The 17,932-nt window shown below is 42.6% G+C and carries 21 protein-coding genes; 13 read left to right on the top strand and 8 right to left on the bottom strand.

The window, feature by feature from the left end:
• Positions 1–32 precede the first annotated feature (32 nt).
• Together LCY76_RS16940 and LCY76_RS16935 are read right to left on the bottom strand one after the other, a co-directional pair.
• Positions 33–1,781, bottom strand: coding sequence for an anti-sigma-I factor RsgI family protein (locus tag LCY76_RS16940; RefSeq protein ID WP_248253599.1), 1,749 nt, complete (start codon positions 1,779–1,781; stop codon positions 33–35).
• A 13-nt stretch (positions 1,782–1,794) separates the two neighbouring features.
• Positions 1,795–2,217 (bottom strand): hypothetical protein, encoded by a 423-nt coding sequence (locus tag LCY76_RS16935; RefSeq protein ID WP_248253598.1) that lies wholly within the window; start codon positions 2,215–2,217, stop codon positions 1,795–1,797.
• A gap of 312 nt (positions 2,218–2,529) precedes the next feature.
• On the opposite strand from LCY76_RS16935, the gene LCY76_RS16930 reads away from it, so the two are divergent.
• From LCY76_RS16930 to LCY76_RS16905, 6 genes are all read left to right on the top strand, one after another.
• A complete protein-coding gene (locus LCY76_RS16930; protein ID WP_248253597.1) occupies positions 2,530–4,191 on the top strand; it encodes a serine hydrolase domain-containing protein in 1,662 nt (553 codons plus the stop codon).
• Between the two features lie 249 nt (positions 4,192–4,440).
• On the top strand, positions 4,441–4,857 hold the full coding sequence (locus LCY76_RS16925; protein ID WP_248253596.1) for a MerR family transcriptional regulator: 417 nt from the start codon (positions 4,441–4,443) through the stop codon (positions 4,855–4,857).
• 135 nt (positions 4,858–4,992) lie between these two features.
• Positions 4,993–5,292, top strand: a complete 300-nt coding sequence (locus LCY76_RS16920) for a hypothetical protein (RefSeq protein WP_053357365.1) — start codon at positions 4,993–4,995, stop codon at positions 5,290–5,292.
• Between the two features lie 81 nt (positions 5,293–5,373).
• A complete protein-coding gene (locus LCY76_RS16915; RefSeq protein ID WP_248253595.1) occupies positions 5,374–5,919 on the top strand; it encodes a flavodoxin family protein in 546 nt (181 codons plus the stop codon).
• Positions 5,920–6,123: 204 nt separating this feature from the next.
• On the top strand, positions 6,124–6,879 hold the full coding sequence (locus LCY76_RS16910) for a DeoR/GlpR family DNA-binding transcription regulator (RefSeq protein ID WP_248253594.1): 756 nt from the start codon (positions 6,124–6,126) through the stop codon (positions 6,877–6,879).
• 12 nt (positions 6,880–6,891) lie between these two features.
• Positions 6,892–7,755, top strand: coding sequence for a Cof-type HAD-IIB family hydrolase (locus LCY76_RS16905; RefSeq protein WP_248253593.1), 864 nt, complete (start codon positions 6,892–6,894; stop codon positions 7,753–7,755).
• Between the two features lie 70 nt (positions 7,756–7,825).
• Here the strand turns inward: LCY76_RS16905 and LCY76_RS16900 are convergent, their stop codons facing one another.
• Entirely contained in the window at positions 7,826–8,671 is an 846-nt protein-coding gene (locus LCY76_RS16900) for a YitT family protein (protein WP_248253592.1), read from the bottom strand.
• Between the two features lie 237 nt (positions 8,672–8,908).
• On the bottom strand, positions 8,909–9,136 hold the full coding sequence (locus LCY76_RS16895) for a CotD family spore coat protein (protein ID WP_248253591.1): 228 nt from the start codon (positions 9,134–9,136) through the stop codon (positions 8,909–8,911).
• Between the two features lie 138 nt (positions 9,137–9,274).
• Between LCY76_RS16895 and LCY76_RS16890 the strand changes: the two genes are divergently transcribed.
• The 4 genes from LCY76_RS16890 (at position 9,275) to LCY76_RS16875 (ending at position 12,113) form a co-directional block, all read left to right on the top strand.
• On the top strand, positions 9,275–9,544 hold the full coding sequence (locus LCY76_RS16890; protein WP_248253590.1) for an atypical membrane-integrating protein (Mistic protein): 270 nt from the start codon (positions 9,275–9,277) through the stop codon (positions 9,542–9,544).
• A gap of 131 nt (positions 9,545–9,675) precedes the next feature.
• Positions 9,676–10,761 (top strand): polysaccharide deacetylase family protein, encoded by a 1,086-nt coding sequence (locus tag LCY76_RS16885; RefSeq protein ID WP_248253589.1) that lies wholly within the window; start codon positions 9,676–9,678, stop codon positions 10,759–10,761.
• 183 nt (positions 10,762–10,944) lie between these two features.
• Entirely contained in the window at positions 10,945–11,721 is a 777-nt protein-coding gene (locus tag LCY76_RS16880; RefSeq protein ID WP_248253588.1) for an SDR family NAD(P)-dependent oxidoreductase, read from the top strand.
• Positions 11,722–11,807: 86 nt separating this feature from the next.
• Entirely contained in the window at positions 11,808–12,113 is a 306-nt protein-coding gene (locus LCY76_RS16875) for an ArsR/SmtB family transcription factor (RefSeq protein WP_248253587.1), read from the top strand.
• 71 nt (positions 12,114–12,184) lie between these two features.
• On the opposite strand, the gene LCY76_RS16870 is transcribed toward LCY76_RS16875, so the two are convergent.
• Together LCY76_RS16870 and LCY76_RS16865 are read right to left on the bottom strand one after the other, a co-directional pair.
• Positions 12,185–12,331, bottom strand: coding sequence for a hypothetical protein (locus tag LCY76_RS16870; protein WP_156418878.1), 147 nt, complete (start codon positions 12,329–12,331; stop codon positions 12,185–12,187).
• A gap of 121 nt (positions 12,332–12,452) precedes the next feature.
• Positions 12,453–12,839, bottom strand: coding sequence for a hypothetical protein (locus LCY76_RS16865; protein ID WP_248253586.1), 387 nt, complete (start codon positions 12,837–12,839; stop codon positions 12,453–12,455).
• 692 nt (positions 12,840–13,531) lie between these two features.
• On the opposite strand from LCY76_RS16865, the gene LCY76_RS16860 reads away from it, so the two are divergent.
• Complete coding sequence (locus LCY76_RS16860) at positions 13,532–13,999, top strand: hypothetical protein (protein ID WP_248253585.1); 468 nt, start codon at positions 13,532–13,534, stop codon at positions 13,997–13,999.
• Positions 14,000–14,042: 43 nt separating this feature from the next.
• Here the strand turns inward: LCY76_RS16860 and LCY76_RS16855 are convergent, their stop codons facing one another.
• Complete coding sequence (locus tag LCY76_RS16855; protein WP_248253584.1) at positions 14,043–15,011, bottom strand: quinone oxidoreductase family protein; 969 nt, start codon at positions 15,009–15,011, stop codon at positions 14,043–14,045.
• A 167-nt stretch (positions 15,012–15,178) separates the two neighbouring features.
• On the opposite strand from LCY76_RS16855, the gene LCY76_RS16850 reads away from it, so the two are divergent.
• The gene (locus tag LCY76_RS16850; RefSeq protein ID WP_248253583.1) at positions 15,179–15,496 is read left to right on the top strand and encodes a c-type cytochrome; all 318 of its coding nucleotides are present in this window, start codon (positions 15,179–15,181) and stop codon (positions 15,494–15,496) included.
• A 62-nt stretch (positions 15,497–15,558) separates the two neighbouring features.
• On the opposite strand, the gene LCY76_RS16845 is transcribed toward LCY76_RS16850, so the two are convergent.
• On the bottom strand, positions 15,559–16,464 hold the full coding sequence (locus LCY76_RS16845; protein ID WP_248253582.1) for a DMT family transporter: 906 nt from the start codon (positions 16,462–16,464) through the stop codon (positions 15,559–15,561).
• Positions 16,465–16,669: 205 nt separating this feature from the next.
• Here LCY76_RS16845 and LCY76_RS16840 point away from each other — a divergent pair, with 205 nt between their 5' ends.
• On the top strand, positions 16,670–17,839 hold the full coding sequence (locus tag LCY76_RS16840; RefSeq protein WP_248253581.1) for a glycosyl hydrolase family 18 protein: 1,170 nt from the start codon (positions 16,670–16,672) through the stop codon (positions 17,837–17,839).
• The last annotated feature ends 93 nt before the right edge of the window (positions 17,840–17,932 follow it).

Below are 17,932 nucleotides of genomic sequence, written 5' to 3'. Positions count from 1 at the left end.
CTGCTGAACAATAATGTTCAGACAGGATTTTTTTAAGCAGCAGCCTCAGTTACGAGAGGGGCTGCCGTTTCAGCTGATTCTTGATTTAGAGTTTCATCGCTATGCTCTGAAGTTTCAGCATCTGCAGACGGTTCTTCTTGAACGGCTGGTGGATTAGCTGGAGCTAAGCTGTTATCTTGTTCCGCAGCTGGTGTTTCCGTTGCTGCAGGCGGTTCTTTTTGAACAGCGGTATCTGTATCCTTTATTGCAGGTGCTGTTTCATGAGAATCGGCCTCTGGTGAAGAAGTTACTTCCTCAGCTGAAGAAGATGGCTCATTTTGATTGTCTATTTGCTCTGCTTCTTGGGCTGGCGCTCTGTAACCTGATAAGCCTGATGCTGCATAAGGCTTATCAGGTTCTGCGGCAGGTTCAGAATCATGATTCGGTTGCGCTGACTCTTGATGGTCAATGGCTGAGTCAGAACCCCTGCTTTTGCCTTTATCACATTGAACCTCGGTTTTAGGTTCTTCTTTAGGAAGACCGGCAGCTGGAGGAAACTCAGCTTTTGTTTCTTTAGGTACTGCTGGTAAAGGAAAATCAATTTTTCTCACCTTGGGTACGTCCGCTTGAGGTGTTGTGTTTTTGGTTCCCTCTTTTTCAGGTGCTGCAGGAATAACATCCGGCTTAGAGTTTGCAGCAGGCACTGGAACAGTAAGTTTGGAAGATTCTACGGCAGGTGCAAATGGTTTGGCAGGCTCAGGTGCTGCCGTTGCCGTTACTTGCTGCTCAGTTGGTGTAGAAACATTTCCTGCAGAAGGATCTGGCGTGCTGATTGCTGCAGGTGTCTGATTTTGATCTGAACTTCCACCAGATGAAGCAGCTGGAAGGCTTGCAGCCGTTGCTGGTACTGGAACTTTTACTATGTTTGGAGCAGCTGCAATGGGAATGGAATTCGCATAGACCGGCTCGGCATTCTCTTTCGCTTGTCCTGCAATTGTTTCAATATGAACAAAAACTGAAACATGGTGATACTCACGAGATTGTGCTTTAGAAAGAAGATCACTGATCGGTCCTACCGCTTCTGACAGTTCCTGAATGCTTTTTTGCTTGATATCCGCTTTTGTAATCTCGATTCCTGCTTCTTTTGCAGCGATGAAGATCGCATATTTCCCTGGTGAAACGCCAATTTTCTTAGCGCGTTTCCGTTCTTGGTTTGACATGATTAATGAAGTCATGTCAATTTTATTTTCCTGCGCTTTCTTTTCCATCAAAGAATTGATTTTTTGTTCGATCTTTCGCTGTGTTTCTTTTGAAACATCTTTATTGATCGTGGTCGTGACGATTACTTCCTGATTGGGTTTAATAAAGCCTTTTGCTCTGCAGATCTCGAATATTTTTTCGGTAACCTCTTCTATCGGCTGGTTCTGCCAATCTTCAAGAATAGCAAGAAGCTTTTTCCCGTCCGAATTATAAGCAGTGATATTTTGAACGAGCATGTCACCATCAATTTCAAGCTCGATGCTCGGATTCATTTCAATTCCTACATACGCGTAAACTCCTTGTCCTGTATAAGGAGAAAATTGGAAAAATAACAAGATTAAGGTCATCATAAACACTGTCGTTGTTTTCCAGCTAATTGTGGGAAGCCGGAACGTCCGTTGTTTTTCCAGTTCGTTTGGTAAGTAAATATCACTGCCTACTGAATATTGCCTATTTGAAATTTTAACTTTACGAAATATGCCGCCTTCTGACAGAACGATCAAATGGCGACGGTTTACTTCTACCACAATTCCCTTAGTCATCGAAAGGGGCCTCCTATTCTGGCAAATAGCCTTTAAGATAATGATAGTCTTCAATCACAATAAGAGCCGTAGCGATAATATAGGGAGCATATCGAGTGATGCTCTTCTTTTGAAAATTTTTTAAAAGCTGGGAGGTTGGCAGACTTTTTTTATTAAGAAAAAATGATCGCAGTTCGATGTCGTTAGCTATGTATGAGGCGATGATGAAGGCTTCTTTTCTTCTATTCTTGGTTTGGGGTGTCCATTTCGGCATCTGGCATATATCAATCCCAAATTGCAAAAGCCTGCTTTTATAGTGTTCAACTTCTTTGTCAGGTGAAATGGTTTTGGGCTCAAGACAAGTTGCCGCTGAAGATCTGGTAGTTATGGGATTGACATTATCCGGCAATGTGTATGTATTTGAAATGAATATCCTTCTTTTAAGCCAGCTGATCATAAACCACCCTCCATTTCTCCATTCTTAACATTTGTTGTTCTTGTCTATAAACCTATATTTAGAAAATATTAACTATCAGATTATAGTATGGAAACCATGAAAAAAACAGGTACAATAGTCATGCTTTGTTGATTTGTGAGGGGGAATAAAGTCTAATATATTTAGTAGATTAAAAGGCTATTAAACAAGAAATTTATGGGAAAATAGGAAATGGAAAAATATAGATCAGGACCTTCGCGGCATGGCTTTTTTAGTATAACGTTGCTACCCTTTATTTAAAGAAGTGAATATTCTGAAAATGGGGGATTTACAATGTTAAGAAGATGGAAACAGCCGGCAGCAGTTCTGTTGGGAATCAATCTTGCTCTATCTGCAGGGGGGCCAGTGATGGCTAAGGAACAAAGTGCAAAGCACAATCATCAGCAAAATGACTGGAACCATCCTGGCCCTTCTTCACCAGTCATCCATAATGGAACTCCGAGAAGTGCAGGGCTTCACCCAGAATCGTTAAACATCATCGATGCGACCATGAACAAAGCGATGGAAACAAAGATGCTGCCTGGCGGAGTTGTTTTGGTTGCCAGAAAAGGGGCAATTGCTAAATGGGATGCTTACGGCTATGCCGCCCGCTATACCGATGATAAATTCACAGAAATGGAACATCCGGTTTCAATGACTAAGAATACAATTTTTGATCTTGCATCCATCAGTAAAATTTTCACGACCACAGCCGCTATGAAGCTGTATGAACAAGGGAAGTTCAAATTGGATGACCGTGTGGCTGATTATCTTCCTGAGTTCAAGGAAAATGAAAAAGAAAGCGTGACCATCCGTGAGCTCCTCACTCATACTTCGGGCTTTGAGCCGTTTATTCCATTATATAAGATGGGAAGCAACAGAGAGGACCGTCTCCATATTGCGCTGACACATCCTTTAAAGAACGCGCCCGGTACAACCTATACATACAGTGATTTGAATATGATCACCCTGGGCGTTCTTGTGGAAAGACTATCAGGCAAACGATTGGATCAATACGTAAAAGAAGTGATCACAGACCCGCTGAAAATGAGGGACACGATGTACAATCCTCCTGCATATTTAAAACCGCGGATTGCCGCCACCGAATATGAACCGTATATTAACCGGGGCATTGTGTGGGGGGAGGTACATGATGAAAATGCATGGTCACTTGATGGTGTTGCTGGCCATGCTGGCGTCTTTTCCTCAGCACATGACTTGGCTGTGTTTGCTCATATGATTCTGCAAAAAGGAAAACATGGACATAAGACTATCTTAAAGCCATCTACTGTCGAACTGCTTGAAGAAAATCAGCTTCCGCAGTTTCCGGCTGATTCACATGGACTAGGCTGGGAGCTGGATCAAGGCTGGTACATGGATGCTCTTTCTGACGCCACCACCCTTGGGCATACTGGTTTTACTGGAACAACAATGGTCGTCAGCCCGAAAAACAAAATGATTGTGCTGACCCTGACTAACAGGGTACATCCGACGAGAAGCACACCATCGTTGAATCCTGTCCGCAGGGAAGTGGCACGTTCAGCCGCTGACTCCATTTCAATTCCATTAAAAGGCAACGAAAAAGCGTGGTTTGCCGGCTATGGTGACTCCCTTTCCCGTCCTCTAGTTTATGAACTAAGCGAACCGGCAGCGAGCATAAGCTTCCAGACCTGGTATGAGATTGAGAAGGGAAGCGACAACGGAATTGTTGAAGCATCGGCAGACGGTGTGACTTGGCAGAAGCCAGAAACGACATTTACAGGAAAAAGCGCCGGATGGAAACAGCAGACTGCAGTTCTTCCATCGAACAGCAAATTTGTCCGTTTTCTCTATAAAACAGATGCTTCTGTCAATGGCCGAGGCTGGTATGTGAAAGATCTAAAAGCCATGAGCACCTCTGACAGAGAAATTCACAGCAAAATTACAGAAAACCAATGGTCACAGCGAAACTATTAATAGAATTAAAAGAAGAACCGCCCTTTTTTGGCGGTTCTTTAGTTGTTGCGGGGATTGGGAGTTTGTGGTGAGGAATTTGAGCGGAAACAGATGTTTATTGAGCCTTAATCCCGTGAATTGAACCGTTGAAAATTCGAACTATTTACTCGTGATCTGCGGCGCCTTGCCACTTAAAAGGTCCTAAAGGTAACGTGTTACGTTGACGTCAACGTAACACGAAATGTATACTTTTTTAAGGGAGTGATACGGGTGAACTGGATTAAGATCGACGAAGTTGCAAAGATTACCGGGATTACCAAAAGGGCAATCCGCTATTATGAGGAGATTGGGCTCATACAGCCGCCAGAACGCAGTGACGGACAGGTCCGTTTATACACTGAAAAGGATGTTCAGCAGATAAAAAGAGTAGTTGATGCGAAAGAAGTGCTAGGGTTTTCTTTACAGGAGCTTCAGCATTTTCTAAGGATTAAAGAACGCATATTGGAACATAAGGAACAGTACGAAACGTCAAGGGACAAGACCTTTCAGCACTCTGAATTAGAGGAGATTGCAGTCGGGCTTATAGAACAGCGGGATATGCTTGAGGAAAAAATGGAAAAGATGAAGTCCTTCCAGGATGAATTGAAAGATTTAATCCAAAAAGTCGAAAACCTGCTGAATGTCTAACTTGGGGTGCCAGGCACCGCCATTACACACTTGTGTAATCGTGGTGCCTGGCACCTCTCTTTTTTAAAAATGCCTTTTAAATCCTTTCAGCTATGGTGATACTGTGGGTACTTTAATAAAAGAGAGGAACTCTTAATGGAAGTATTTCCAGTTATTCATACAAATTTCTGGGACGGAGTATTGGCTGTCCCGATTGTCCTTATCCTGACGCAGCTGATTAAACTGTTTACACCTGTACCGCGGGCGTTCATTCCCACGACAGCGCTTTTAATCGGCCTTTTGCTTTCCATCCTGTACAGCCACCGCCACCATCTGATCGCTGGAATCTTTATGGGCTTTTTTTACGGCTATGCTGCCATTGGAAGCTATGCGGCTTCCAGAAACTCGTGGTGTGCGTTCAAAGCGAAATTGCGTAAAAAAGAGCATTTCCGCTGATCGGGAAGTCCAGTTGCTGGGCAGAAAGATTAGTTCTCTTGTATGATACAGGAAGAAACTATTTATTTAGGTGGGATTGGAATGAAGATTGCAGCAATCATAGGAAGCTCCAGAGTGGATGGAAATACACAACAGTTGACGGAAATGGCGCTGGAAGGTTTAGAATACACGCCGATCATTTTAAAAGAAAAGCAGATTACGCCAATTGATGATTTGAGGCACGCGGATGGCGGTTTTCAGCCGGTTGCAGATGACTATGACCGGGTGATCGATATGGTGCTTGAGCATGATATTCTGATCTTTGCTACCCCGGTATATTGGTATGGCATGTCAGGACTTATGAAAAACTTTGTAGATCGCTGGTCACAGAGCCTTCGGGACAGCCGTTTTGAATTTAAAAGGAAAATGAGCCAAAAGAAAGCCTATGTGGTCACGTGTGGCGGCGATCAGCCAAAGATTAAGGCATTGCCGCTGATTCAGCAATTTCAGCATATTTTTGAATTTATAGGAATGTCCTTTCAGGAATATATTATCGGAACAGCCAACGCACCCCATGACATTTTAAAAGATGAACAGGCGATTGCAGAAGCTAAGCGTTGGAATGAAACGTTTTCTTCTCTTAAATAAAGGCTTTGTTAAAGCATATTGGTGATTTTCTATCATATTAGGCATCGCATACTATGCTTAAAAGAGGCCCTAAAGTCTTTTTCCCCACCTAAGCAAAAGTGAGGTTTTTTGCCCGCTTTTGCTTATTTTTTATGAAATTCTGCATATAATATTGCGAAAATACTTAAGTTTACTTATAATTACTTAGCGAGGGGTGAAAAAGGCATGTATCAGGATGAACGGATGGAAGCAATTGTTAACTATATAAAGCAGCATGACCGGGTAGATGTGGAAACCATCTGCAAAATGAATAACGTATCCCGTGATACAGCCAGAAGAGACTTGGTGAAGCTTGAAGAGGAAGGGAAGATCGTCCGAACGAGGGGCGGTGCTAAATTTCCGACCTTTTATCATGAAGTGTTTAACTATGACCAGCGCCTGAAAAAGGATTCTGATGCAAAAAAGCGAATTGGCAGCTTTGCAGCTGGATTGATTCAGGATGGAGATCATCTGCTTCTGGATGTATCTACAACTGTACAGTTTTTGGCTGAGAACTTGAAAACAGAGCGGAATGTTGTCGTAACCAACTCTATCGACATTGCTGGAATCCTGTCACGTAAAGAAAAGGTATCGATCCATCTGCTTGGAGGATTGCTGAACAATGAACACCGGTCGATTTATGGAGCAAGAACGATCCAGCATCTGTCGGACTTCAGAGTCAACAAGCTCTTTCTTGGAGCCTGCGGCATCTCATCTAACGGGCTGACCATACCTTTTGAGGAAGAAGGCTTTTTATTGAAGGAAATGATCAAGCGTTCTGATCAAGTCATCGTACTGGCTGATTCTACGAAATTTAATCGCAGTTACTTTCAGAAGGTATGCGGGTTGGAGGACATTGACATTTTAGTTACAGATCAGGAAGTGGATTCACATTTAACCACAATATTAGAGCAGTATGGGGTAGAAACGATCATTCTGTAAGAGGAGGAAAACATGAAATTAATCGCAATTGATTTGGATGGAACACTATTGATGAAACAGGGGACGATCAGCAAAGAAAATGCTATGGCTATAAAAGAGGCTCAAGCTCAGGGGAATACAGTAGCGATCTGTACGGGACGTGCGGTGGAGGATGTACTGAATCTGCTCGATAATGCCGGGATCCAATGTCCTGTGATCGGGGCGAACGGAGCGGTACTCTATGATGAAGGGAAAATTGTACAATGCCATCCTCTGCAGAAAGAACATGCTTCCCACATCCTTACCCAACTGGAGGACATGAACGTCTTTTACCATCTTCATACGAATAAGGGCATCTATACGCCTGATTTTGGCAAAAATGGAATCCAGGTTGAAATTGATATCGTAAAATCAGCAAACCCAGAGATAGACTCAGAAGAATTGTGGAAAGCCGCTCAGGGGTATCTGAAACAATTTGGGCAAATTTCGATTTCTTCCTTTCAATCCATATGGACAGAAGATCTGGTGATCAATAAAATTCTTCCGTTTTCTTATTCATTAGAAAAGCTTGCGGAAATCCGGCAATCAGCTTCAGCATTTGAAGGGCTTTCCATTACGAGTTCAGCGGATCATAACCTTGAGATCAATCATGAAAATGCCAACAAGGGAAATGGATTAAAAGGGATGGCTGATCATCTTAGAATACCTTATCAAGATACTGTGGCCATTGGCGACAATATGAATGACTGGCCGATGATGAAGTTTGCGGGCACGAGTATTGCAATGGGCAACGCGCTCCCTGAAATTAAAGAAATCTGCCATTTTACTACATTGGAAAACGATGAGCATGGTGTAGCTCATGCCATCAGGGAATTTATTCTTAAACAAGCAGTATAAATACAAAAAAGGCCTGCCGGCGTAACCACTTGGGCGTAACGGCAGACCTTTTTTAGCATGCAGACTAGAGTCAGGAGACCTCTGTCTTAGGAAATGTGAATCCTTCCCCGAAAACATCCCGAACATCATGGATGACCACAAATGCTTTTTCGTCTATGCGATGTACGATTTTTTTCAGTTCAAATAATTCCTGTTTATTAATGACTACATATAAAATTTCTTTCGATTCCTTCGTATAGCTGCCATGGGCGGAAAACACCGTCACACCTCTGTCCATGTCGTCGTTTACCTTTTTGGAGATCTCCTCGGCATGCTGAGAGATGATCGTGACAGCTTTTCGGGTATCAAAGCCTTCAATAATGTAATCGAGGACTTTTGTAGAGATATAGATAGAAATAACGGTGTACATGGTGTTTTGAGCCCCGATAACAAAATAGGAACTGAGCACGACCAACAGGTCAAATCCAAGCATGGCCCCACTGATGCTCCAGCCCAAATACTGATTTGCCATTCGCGCCAAAATGGTCGATCCTCCAGTCGTTCCGCCAGAACGTAGAACAAGTCCTAAACCAATTCCGATGAAAATACCGGCAAACACGGTACCAAGAATTGTATCCTTAACAGGTGTTCCTAATCCTTCTGTCATATGAAGGAAAACCGAGGTGAAAACAATGCAGAAAATCGTGTACAGTGTCACTCGTTTGTTAAGGAGCTTGTACCCTATAATCAAAAGAATGCCGTTCATAATTAAGTTCGTATAACTTGGCGACCAGGAGAAGAGATAATACAAGATCATAGAAATACCGGTAACTCCGCCTTCTCCCAGTTCATTTGGGATAGCGAAACAGTTTACACCAAGCGCGAAAAAGAATGAGCCAATAATAATCAGGATCAACTCTTTCATATAGCTTTTCATGTTAATCCCCCTTTTATTGACAATAAAAATTCATTCAAATAAACCAACCACAAGGGCTGGCTTTATTTTTGCGTCCATTTTAGCAGGGCTTGCAGGCCTAGTAGGCTGCCCTGCTTATACAAGAAATCAATATACCACGGCTTTAAAGGAGTTTCAAGATTTGTTCGTCTTTGTTTATGATTTATGTAAAAAAGCCTGTATACCATTAACATTTGGTTATACAGGCCATAAATGTGATCAGCAGCAAGGAGGTGCGCCGCATGAAATGTTTTGGTGATGCTCTTGGCAGGTTTGATATTCAGAGACAGGATACTCATGGACATGCTGGTACAGCATGTGATTCACATGCTGAATCTGAACAGGATGGACGTGAATAACCTCTTCAGTGTGATAATACTGCTGAACACAGCACTGTGTAGGGTGAACAACGACACGCGGATGATGACAGCCATAACCGTAATACATTAACGATCTCTCCTTTGTTTGAGATTAACCATTACTTCACTTTTTAATTTATGAACTTTGCCGGAAACGGTCAGGGTACTTGACTATAAAAAATGATTTAGGCATAAAAAAAAGGAAATAATGAGAACAGGTGATAATATGAAGCTTAATAAAAAAAGCAGAAAACTCTACAGCGATGCCATCGACAGCATGCAAGAAGGGCTTGAAGCCATGATTGATCTCTATAATGAAGCGGAAGAAGATATCCCTTTGATCAATTTTGAAAAGGGAGTGCAAGAGGAGATCGAGAAGGCGAAAAAGAAGTATGGTTCATCTTTTATAGACGGCAAGATCAATGCTATCGTAAAAGAAGTTTTGTCTTTTCTTCCAATTGATGAACCGCTGGCAGACCAAGTGAAAAAGGACTAGACGCATGATCTGTCATTCATCGAGGAAGTTCTTACCATTTTCATAAATTCTTCTATTTTTTTACCTTTTCTTACAAAAAACCTTTATACTGAGAGAGTATAAAAGTTATGTAAAGATAAGGTGATGGAGCGGTGAGAGGATCTTTAGGGGAAGCAAGAAAAAGGGCCGTCAAAAGAGAAGCTGCGGTTGTATTAGTTTTGTCATTATTTACTTTGTTTGTGATTTTTGGAACATGGCATGTCAATAAAATAAAGGCAACCGCCGTGGTTGGGCAGTATCATAAAGAAGAAACTCAGAAGAAATCCTTTTCTCCAAAAACTTCGGCATCCCATACATCACAACAAAAAACTGCAAGTAAGAATAAGAGCCTGAAAAAAGTGAAAACATCCAGTTCGATTGCAGAGGTGGAAAAGAAATCAACCAGGCAGCCACCTTCCCAGCCATCCGCTTCAGAACAATCTCCAAAAGAAAAAAACAAGGTTGCAGCAAAACATCAACCAGCAGTCAAATCTGTTCAAATATCACCTAAGAATGAGAACAAAGAACCAACCAAAGCTATTTCGCACCCTGCTATACATAAATCTATACCACCACAAAAAAAAGGTGCCGCCGAGACGAAAACGGTCTATTTAACGTTTGATGATGGTCCATCCAATGTATCCGGAGGCCTCATGGACGTGCTCAGCAGCTATAATGCCAAAGCAACGTTCTTTATGCTGGAACCAAATATTTTAAGATTTCCGGAAGCGGTTAAACAGATGGATCAAGAAGGCCATGCGCTTGGGCTTCATGGTGTTACCCACGATCCAAAAAAGATTTACCGAACAAAAGAAACCGTGGTTCAGGAGATGGATCAAGATAATGTAGCGCTGCAAAAGGTGACAGGCAAAAAAACGGTCCTCATCCGGACTCCATATGGCAGCGCGCCTTATATGAAACCTCCTTATCAGAAAGCGGTAAAAGACCATGGTTACGAGCTATGGGATTGGACGATCGACAGTATGGACTGGTCGTTTCGAAGCCCGAAATATGTGGAGAATTCCATAAACCAACTAAAGAAAATAGCTCATCGGAAAGGGCCTATCGTAATTCTTATGCACGAACGAAAAGAAACATTGGAGAGCCTGCCGAAGCTTCTGGAATATCTTCGGGAAAATGGCTACCAGTTCAAACGAATTGAACCTGATATGCAGCCAGTCACTTTCCATTGCAAATAATTTAAGATTTGGTGCCAGGCACCGCCTTTACACACTTGTGTAATCGCGGTGCCTGGCACCAATTTTATTTTCGCTACCTTGACACGGCGAGATACCTTACAATATGTTTAAAAGTTTAAACGTTTGATATCTTGAACGTTTGGACATACTTGTAAAATATAACGTAAAGGCAGGCAGATCAGTATGAAACAGCAAACAGCTTTGATTACCGGAGCCTCTTCTGGTATAGGTTTAGAACTTGCAAAGCGTTTTGCAAGAGATGGCTATAATGTGGTGCTAGTGGCGAGGAACGAGCAAAGACTGCAAACCCTCAAACAGGAACTCGCCCAATTTCAAGTTCAATGCACTGTACATGTAAAGGACTTGTCTACGTACAGTGAGGCAGAAGCATTATTTCAAGAACTGCAGCAACAGCAGACCACAGTCGATTTTTTAGTGAATAACGCTGGATATGGCTTATTTGGAGAATTTACGGAGACGGATCTACAGGATGAGTTATCCATGATCGACATTAATATAAAAGCCCTCACGACCCTAACTAAATTATTCCTCCCGGGAATGAAGCAGAGGGAGAATGGGAAAATATTAAATGTCGCTTCTACGGCCGCTTTTCAGCCAGGACCTTTAATGGCTGTATATTATGCAACAAAAGCCTATGTTTTGTCATTTTCAGAAGCTCTCGAAAATGAAATGAAGGGCAGTGGGGTGACCGTTACGGCATTATGTCCAGGTCCAACAAAAACAGGTTTTGAATCACGTGCAAATCTGGGACAGTCAAAGCTCTTTAAGAGCGGCGTAATGGATGTAGAACGTGTAGCAAACATTGGCTATGAAGGATTAATGAAAGGGAAATCCATCGTGATCCCCGGTTTTAAAAACAGGCTGCTCGCTAACTCCATCCGGTTTATACCGAGGAAGTGGGTAACGGCAACTGTGAGAAATGTCCAGGGAAAATCATGATCCACTTGAAAAAGAACACGAAGTTATCTATCATAAGCATGTATAGGTTTATGAGATTAAACAAATAGACGCAGAGGGGGATGGATATGGGACAGCAGGCAATAGACGTTTTTCGTTCCTGTATTCCGCTCTTGCAGGCATTAAGTGATCCCGCAAGACAAGATATTATTTTATTGCTTGCTAAGCATGACCGGCTGACGGTCAATGAAATTACAGAGCATTCTACTTTATCAAGACCGGCTATTTCTCACCATTTGAAGATTTTAAGGGACATACAGCTGGTGACGATTGAGCAAAAAGGAACACAGCGCTTCTATTCATTGGCACTTGAGCCTTCCATTGGCTTATTGAAGCAACTGATTCATACCGTGGAGAGTACATGTGATCTTTAGCCCGCTTAAGATCCTTGCTTTTTGCATAAATAAGAACAAAACGTAAGAAAAACCCTTCGCTGAAGGGTTTTTTAGATATCAAAATTATTGCTTTGCTGTGTGCTGTCTGTATTACCCTGCTTGTCCCAAGCAATGAGTACGACATCCAATTCTTTCTCCATATGATCCAATTTAGCTTTTTGCTCACTCGTTAATTGCGCCAAATCAAACTGTTTCAATTCATCCACCTCCATCTCTAATAAAAGAGTTCCCTAGTGTATAACGTTTTATCCCGAATATGTAAAAGACCCCCTGTCCACTTTGAGACAAGGGGTCTTTCATTATGGGAGCACTTGGACCTTAGTCTTCATAATCCCAATAATGTCCGTCATTCATATCACTCTGGACACTAAATACATCGCCTCTTGGACCGGAAGATCTCCAACTGCAATCATCATTGTCGTCCATGCTGCCCATGGTATTGCCCTGGTTGCCGCGGCACGCCAAACAATCTGCAATACACTGTTCTCTGTTCCTTCCAAACAAGGAACGGCATACGTTTTGGCAGAATCGACGGCATCTAGGCCGTGCTAGAGAAGGCTGCTGGTTATTCTCCATTGCACCCATCACCGGGTTTTCAGTGGACTGTCGTCCGCAGTTACAGTTCTGGACGACCTGGATCGGCCGCTGGTTTCGGTTCCGGTTTTGTTGAGCACCTTGTACAGGCATCTGTACAGGAAACCGCATTCTAAATGAACTGCTGCTGGAGCTAGAGCTGCTAGAGCTGGAGCTAGAGCTAGAGCTGGAGCTACTGGAACTGCTTGAAGATGATTCAAATCTCATTATTAATGAGCTTGAGCTGGACTCGCTTCGTCGACTTCTTCTTGAGGATTCACTTCTCCTGCGCTGGGATCCACTTCTTCTTGAGGATTCACTTCTTCTGCGCGAGGATTCATTTCTCCTGCGCGAGGATTCACTTCTCCTGCGCGGGGATTCACTTCTTCTTGGCATTTATTTCACCCCTTTCGAGATACTGTATTCATTTCGTGTGTTGCTAGAAAGGGACAAGAACCTCTTTTACGAAAAAAAGGCGCTGTTAAGCACTTTTTAAAAATATAGGAATGAAGACAATTTATGCAAAAGAGAGATTATGCTATGATGGATGGAAAATAAAGAGAAAACTTATAAGTTTAGTTAAGGTTGATTTTAAAGAAGCCATTACATTCTCCAGTAAAATTAATGAAGGAACAACAGTAACCATCTTGCTGCCTGTCGCAAAAAAAGCAGAGCAGCTGCAAAAAAGGATAGAGTAGTAAAAAGCATATTCTGAGAAGAATTTGCTTTTTTGCTGTGTGAAAAAAAACTCGCAGAATACTTAAAAAAGTTGTCACATAAGTTAAATGAGAGAGGTGAAATGATAGGGAAAAGGAGAAATGGCTGTGATCTGTTTATGTGAAGTTTTAAAAGAAGAAACATATCATGAGCGTATAGCGATTATAGAGGATAAACAAGAGATCATGAGGACCTTTGGCCTGGAAAATGAACAGTGGCTCCGCCTTTGGAATATTGATAATAGAATTTTAACATTGTGTTTTTCCTCCCTGGATCCCGAGATTGACCGGTTTATCGTAGTGTACGATTATTCGCTGTTCTGCAAAGATCAGGACATAAAGCAAGCTATCATCTGGCATGAGATCGGCCATGCGCAATATCCTGTTTTGGAAGGGAAGATTGATCTGCATTCAGAAACGAAATGTGATGAACTGGCTTTCACGAAAGGATATAAATCAGGATTGGAAAAGTTTCTAAGACTGACTTACAAAATGGCAAGGACACTCAATAATCAATTGCTGCTATCCATGACGAAAGAACGGATGAAGGCATTGAATCTTTTATATAAATATTAAAAAGCGAGTGGAATCAACGAAATTGATCCACTCGCTTTTACATTTAAGGAATAAGCAGGAGTTTTCCTGTGCTTTTCCGGCTTTCCAGAAAACGGTGGGCTTCTTTCCCATCTTCAAGCTTAAATGAAGTAGTTTCTGGTATCTTAACAGAGCCTGAACGAATCATATCAAACAACTGATGAGACCTGGACACCCTTTCGGAATGGGAGGTGATAACATTCCAGAGATCACCGCCTGTCAGTGTTTTTGAAGTGTCCATCAGCATTCGTGGATCAACCGGCAGCGGATCTCCGCCTGCCATTCCATAAAATACAGCCGTTCCGCCGATTCTTACCGCTTCAAAGCTATCCATAAGGGTACTGCCTACAGAATCATAAATGACATCTGCTCCTTTATTTTCAGGAGAAACTTCTTTTACTTTATTCATCCAGTCTACATCATAAAGAAAAACATGATCGGCTCCAGCGGACAAAGCAGCTTCTTTCTTCGCCTCAGAAGATGTCAGCCCAATTACCGTTCCGCCCAGTGCCTTGGAAATTTGGATGAGAAGCTGGCCTACACCGCCTGCCGCAGCATGAACAACAAGAAGTGTTCCGGGTTTTACGGGATAGCTGTCACGAGTCAGGTATTGAGCCGTTAAACCTTGCAGCAGCAAAGAGGACGCGGTTTCAAATGAAATGTCATCGGGCAAAGGAATCAGGTGATCCTCTGGTACAGCGACAAGTTCAGCATTAGCATACGGAACATCGGCAAAGGCCACCCGGTCTCCAGGCATCACCCCATTTACCCCTTCTCCGATTCTTTCCACGAATCCAGCGCCTTCATAACCGGCAATATACGGAGGGGTGCCCTTCAAGTGATAGTTCCCTTTTCTCCGGTACACATCCGCAAAGTTTAGCCCGATCGCTTTCATGCGAACAAGTATTTCATTCTTTTGCAGCACTGGATCCGGAACGTCCTGATATTGTAAGACATCCGGTCCCCCAAATTCATTAAATGTTAAAGCCTTCATCGTTTGTATTCCTCATTTCAAGTAGTAGTCATACTATCATTGTAAACAAAATGGAGCAGTTTCACTAGAAAAGATAATTAAACAGGAAAAAGGTTTAAATCGTTAAATGTTGTGGAAACTGTGGTTGTAATGGAATATTTATCTATTTTACTTGGGAGGTCATTTGCATGATAAAAAAGATTACGTTCGTTTTAGGAATCGTTATGGCTCTAACAGCCTGCTCCTCAGGCGGGGACAGTGAAGGAGAAAAAAGCGGCACAATGGATACCGCTTCTGCGGAGAAAACCTTTAAGCAAAACTGCGCAAGCTGCCATGGGAATAATCTTGAAGGCGGCACAGGGCCTGCCTTAAAGCACATCGGAAAAGAAGACAGCAAGGCAGATATTCTGAAACAGATCAAAAACGGAGGTGGAGGTATGCCTGCTGGATTAATCCAGGGCAAGGAAGCGGAGAACGTTGCTCGATGGCTGGCCAAGAAGAAATAAAGGGAAAAAGAGGCTGAATTCATTCAATGGAATGGAATCCTGCCTCTTTTTTATGCCTTTTTTCATGAAACGTTGGTGGTCTTCTGATGAAGGGATGGCGATGTTTTTTTGTCCTGCACAAGAACTGCAGCAGAGATAACCAGCAGAATACCGATGGTCTGCAAGAGAGTCAGTTCTTCCTTGAAAAGGAAGAACCCGGTGAGTGTAGCAACAACGGGCTCAATGGTTGAAACGATGGCAGCCCGGCTCGGTTCGACCTGTCGGAGTCCTACGGTGTAGAGGATATAGGCGAAGACAGTCGGAATAATTCCAAGTCCTGAAATATAAAGCAATGCTTTTCCATTCTCGAGTAAATGTATGGATGAAGCCAGCCCGCTAACAGGAAACAGAGCCAGTCCTGCAAAAATAAAAGTAAATGTCGTAATCGTAAGTGTCTGGTATTTGGCAGATGCGGCTTTGCCAAAAATACTGTACAAAGAATAACCCAGTCCAGCTCCTAAACCCGTAAGAAGCCCTGACAAAGTAATGCCTGCCTTAGTAGATGGCATGTAACCGACAACGAACAGACAGCCGAGGAACGTGACACCAAGAGCTGTTAATTTCTTACCTGTGATCAAGTCATTGAAAAAGATACGTGACAAGATCAGTACAAATGCAGGTGCTGTATACAACAAGACGGCTGCTACTGACAGAGACATTTTTTCCATCGCTTGAAAATAGCACCAGTTAAAAAACGCGATACTGAGCAAGCCGGTCCCAATAAAATAATGAGTATCTCTTAATTTTATCCTTAGCAGTGAGCGGTCCGTAAAAAGCGTGATGATGATAAACGCAATAGCCGCTCCTAATGCACGCAATACTACAATCTGAATCGGGGTAAACCCTAATGAAGACAGTTCCTTAATGAATATACCTATTGTTCCCCATAGAGCCGCACCGCTTGCAATCCATATATAGGGCCATTTCATTCATTGCCCACCTCGTTTCTCCTCATCTTTTTTCAAGCGTATCGCAATTCAATCCATTTTTGAAGACCCTGTATAGAATCGGCTGAAAAACAAGGAAGACGTATGATTGTCCGGACTTGCTGGACCCCTTCCAAAAATTGCTCCCTGCATACTCGTATATCCGCCTTTTCAGAAAGGAAGCATAAGGAAAAAAGGAGGTACAGCTTTGAAGAAAATTCTCGCAATAACATTTGCCCTAACGCTGACCCTGGCAGGCTGCGGCAGTATAAAGGGGCAAGAACAAGGTGCTGCTGATGCAGACAAGACAGGGAAAGAACACCCAAGGCTGCAGCAAGTAAAATACAATGGCAGCAAACAAAAAGATATAACACCGTCACAGACAGCTCATAAAAAAACAAAAATCACGACCATTGGTTTTTTAGAACCTGTTGACCAACGGGCAGCGGTCAAAGAAGTTAAAAATGTGGGCAGGCATTTATCATATGTTGCTTTTTTCAGCTATCGTGTAAAAGCTGACGGTAATTTAATCGGCATCAAGGATGATCAGGCACTGGCTGCGACAAGGAAACAAGGGGCCGTTCCGATGCTTGTGCTGACCAATTTTACAGAAGGGAATTTCTCTCCTGACGTAGCACATAAAATTTTTACGGACAAAACGGTATCCGAGCGATTGATCAAAAACGTTATCCAAACGATGAAAACAAAAGGATACAAAGCACTCAACATCGATTTTGAACACATTCGCGCTAAAGACAGAGATTTATACAACGGATTCCTTGGAACGATTTTGCCAAGAGTGAAAAAAGAAGGATTTATCACTTCAACGGCGCTTGCACCTAAAACGAGTGATGAACAGTCAGGACCGTGGCACGGTGCCCATGATTATAAAAGACATGGGGAGCTTGCAGACTTTGTCATTTTAATGACGTACGAATGGGGTTGGTCCGGAGGTCCGCCGATGGCTGTTTCTCCTGTTCCGCAAGTTCGCAAAGTTATCGATTATGCTGCCTCGGTCATCCCGCGCAAAAAAATCGTTATGGGCGCTCCGTTATATGGCTATGATTGGATACTTCCATATAAGAAGGGCAATCCTTTCGCCAAACGGATCGCTCCGCAGGAAGCCACGGAACTTGCCATCAAGGAAGGCGCAGACATTAAATACGACAACAAAGCTCATTCTCCATATTTTAACTACACAGATGACAAAGGTAAAAAACACGTGGTTTGGTATGAGAACGAAGAAAGCGCTCAAGCAAAATTCAATCAGGTAAAATATTATAACCTTCGTGGCATTGCCTATTGGGTGCTTGGTGAACCCTTCCCTCATAACTGGAGCATGCTTGAAGATCAATTTAACGTAAGAAAAGCAAAATAAAAAAAGCAGGGAGACTCTATAAGCCGGCAGTTTACCGGCTAGGGTCTCTTTTTAATCTAATTTAAAAGGACAAAAAAGCATTTTCGCAGGAGA

Origin of the sequence: Fictibacillus marinisediminis, assembly GCF_023149135.1 — a bacterium.
In the GTDB taxonomy this organism is placed as follows: Bacteria; Bacillota; Bacilli; order Bacillales; family Fictibacillaceae; genus Fictibacillus_C; species Fictibacillus_C marinisediminis.
The sequence above is the reverse complement of the archived record's forward strand: the minus strand, read 5'-3'. Positions and strand labels throughout refer to the sequence as shown.

Coding starts and splice junctions, on each gene's coding strand:
- LCY76_RS16940 (WP_248253599.1), bottom strand. CDS start 1,781: ATGACTAAGGGAATTGTGGTAGAAGTAAACCGTCGCCATTTGATCGTT.
- LCY76_RS16935 (WP_248253598.1), bottom strand. CDS start 2,217: ATGATCAGCTGGCTTAAAAGAAGGATATTCATTTCAAATACATACACA.
- LCY76_RS16930 (WP_248253597.1), top strand. CDS start 2,530: ATGTTAAGAAGATGGAAACAGCCGGCAGCAGTTCTGTTGGGAATCAAT.
- LCY76_RS16920 (WP_053357365.1), top strand. CDS start 4,993: ATGGAAGTATTTCCAGTTATTCATACAAATTTCTGGGACGGAGTATTG.
- LCY76_RS16915 (WP_248253595.1), top strand. CDS start 5,374: ATGAAGATTGCAGCAATCATAGGAAGCTCCAGAGTGGATGGAAATACA.
- LCY76_RS16910 (WP_248253594.1), top strand. CDS start 6,124: ATGTATCAGGATGAACGGATGGAAGCAATTGTTAACTATATAAAGCAG.
- LCY76_RS16905 (WP_248253593.1), top strand. CDS start 6,892: ATGAAATTAATCGCAATTGATTTGGATGGAACACTATTGATGAAACAG.
- LCY76_RS16900 (WP_248253592.1), bottom strand. CDS start 8,671: ATGAAAAGCTATATGAAAGAGTTGATCCTGATTATTATTGGCTCATTC.
- LCY76_RS16895 (WP_248253591.1), bottom strand. CDS start 9,136: ATGTATTACGGTTATGGCTGTCATCATCCGCGTGTCGTTGTTCACCCT.
- LCY76_RS16890 (WP_248253590.1), top strand. CDS start 9,275: ATGAAGCTTAATAAAAAAAGCAGAAAACTCTACAGCGATGCCATCGAC.
- LCY76_RS16880 (WP_248253588.1), top strand. CDS start 10,945: ATGAAACAGCAAACAGCTTTGATTACCGGAGCCTCTTCTGGTATAGGT.
- LCY76_RS16875 (WP_248253587.1), top strand. CDS start 11,808: ATGGGACAGCAGGCAATAGACGTTTTTCGTTCCTGTATTCCGCTCTTG.
- LCY76_RS16865 (WP_248253586.1), bottom strand. CDS start 12,839: ATGCGGTTTCCTGTACAGATGCCTGTACAAGGTGCTCAACAAAACCGG.
- LCY76_RS16855 (WP_248253584.1), bottom strand. CDS start 15,011: ATGAAGGCTTTAACATTTAATGAATTTGGGGGACCGGATGTCTTACAA.
- LCY76_RS16850 (WP_248253583.1), top strand. CDS start 15,179: ATGATAAAAAAGATTACGTTCGTTTTAGGAATCGTTATGGCTCTAACA.
- LCY76_RS16845 (WP_248253582.1), bottom strand. CDS start 16,464: ATGAAATGGCCCTATATATGGATTGCAAGCGGTGCGGCTCTATGGGGA.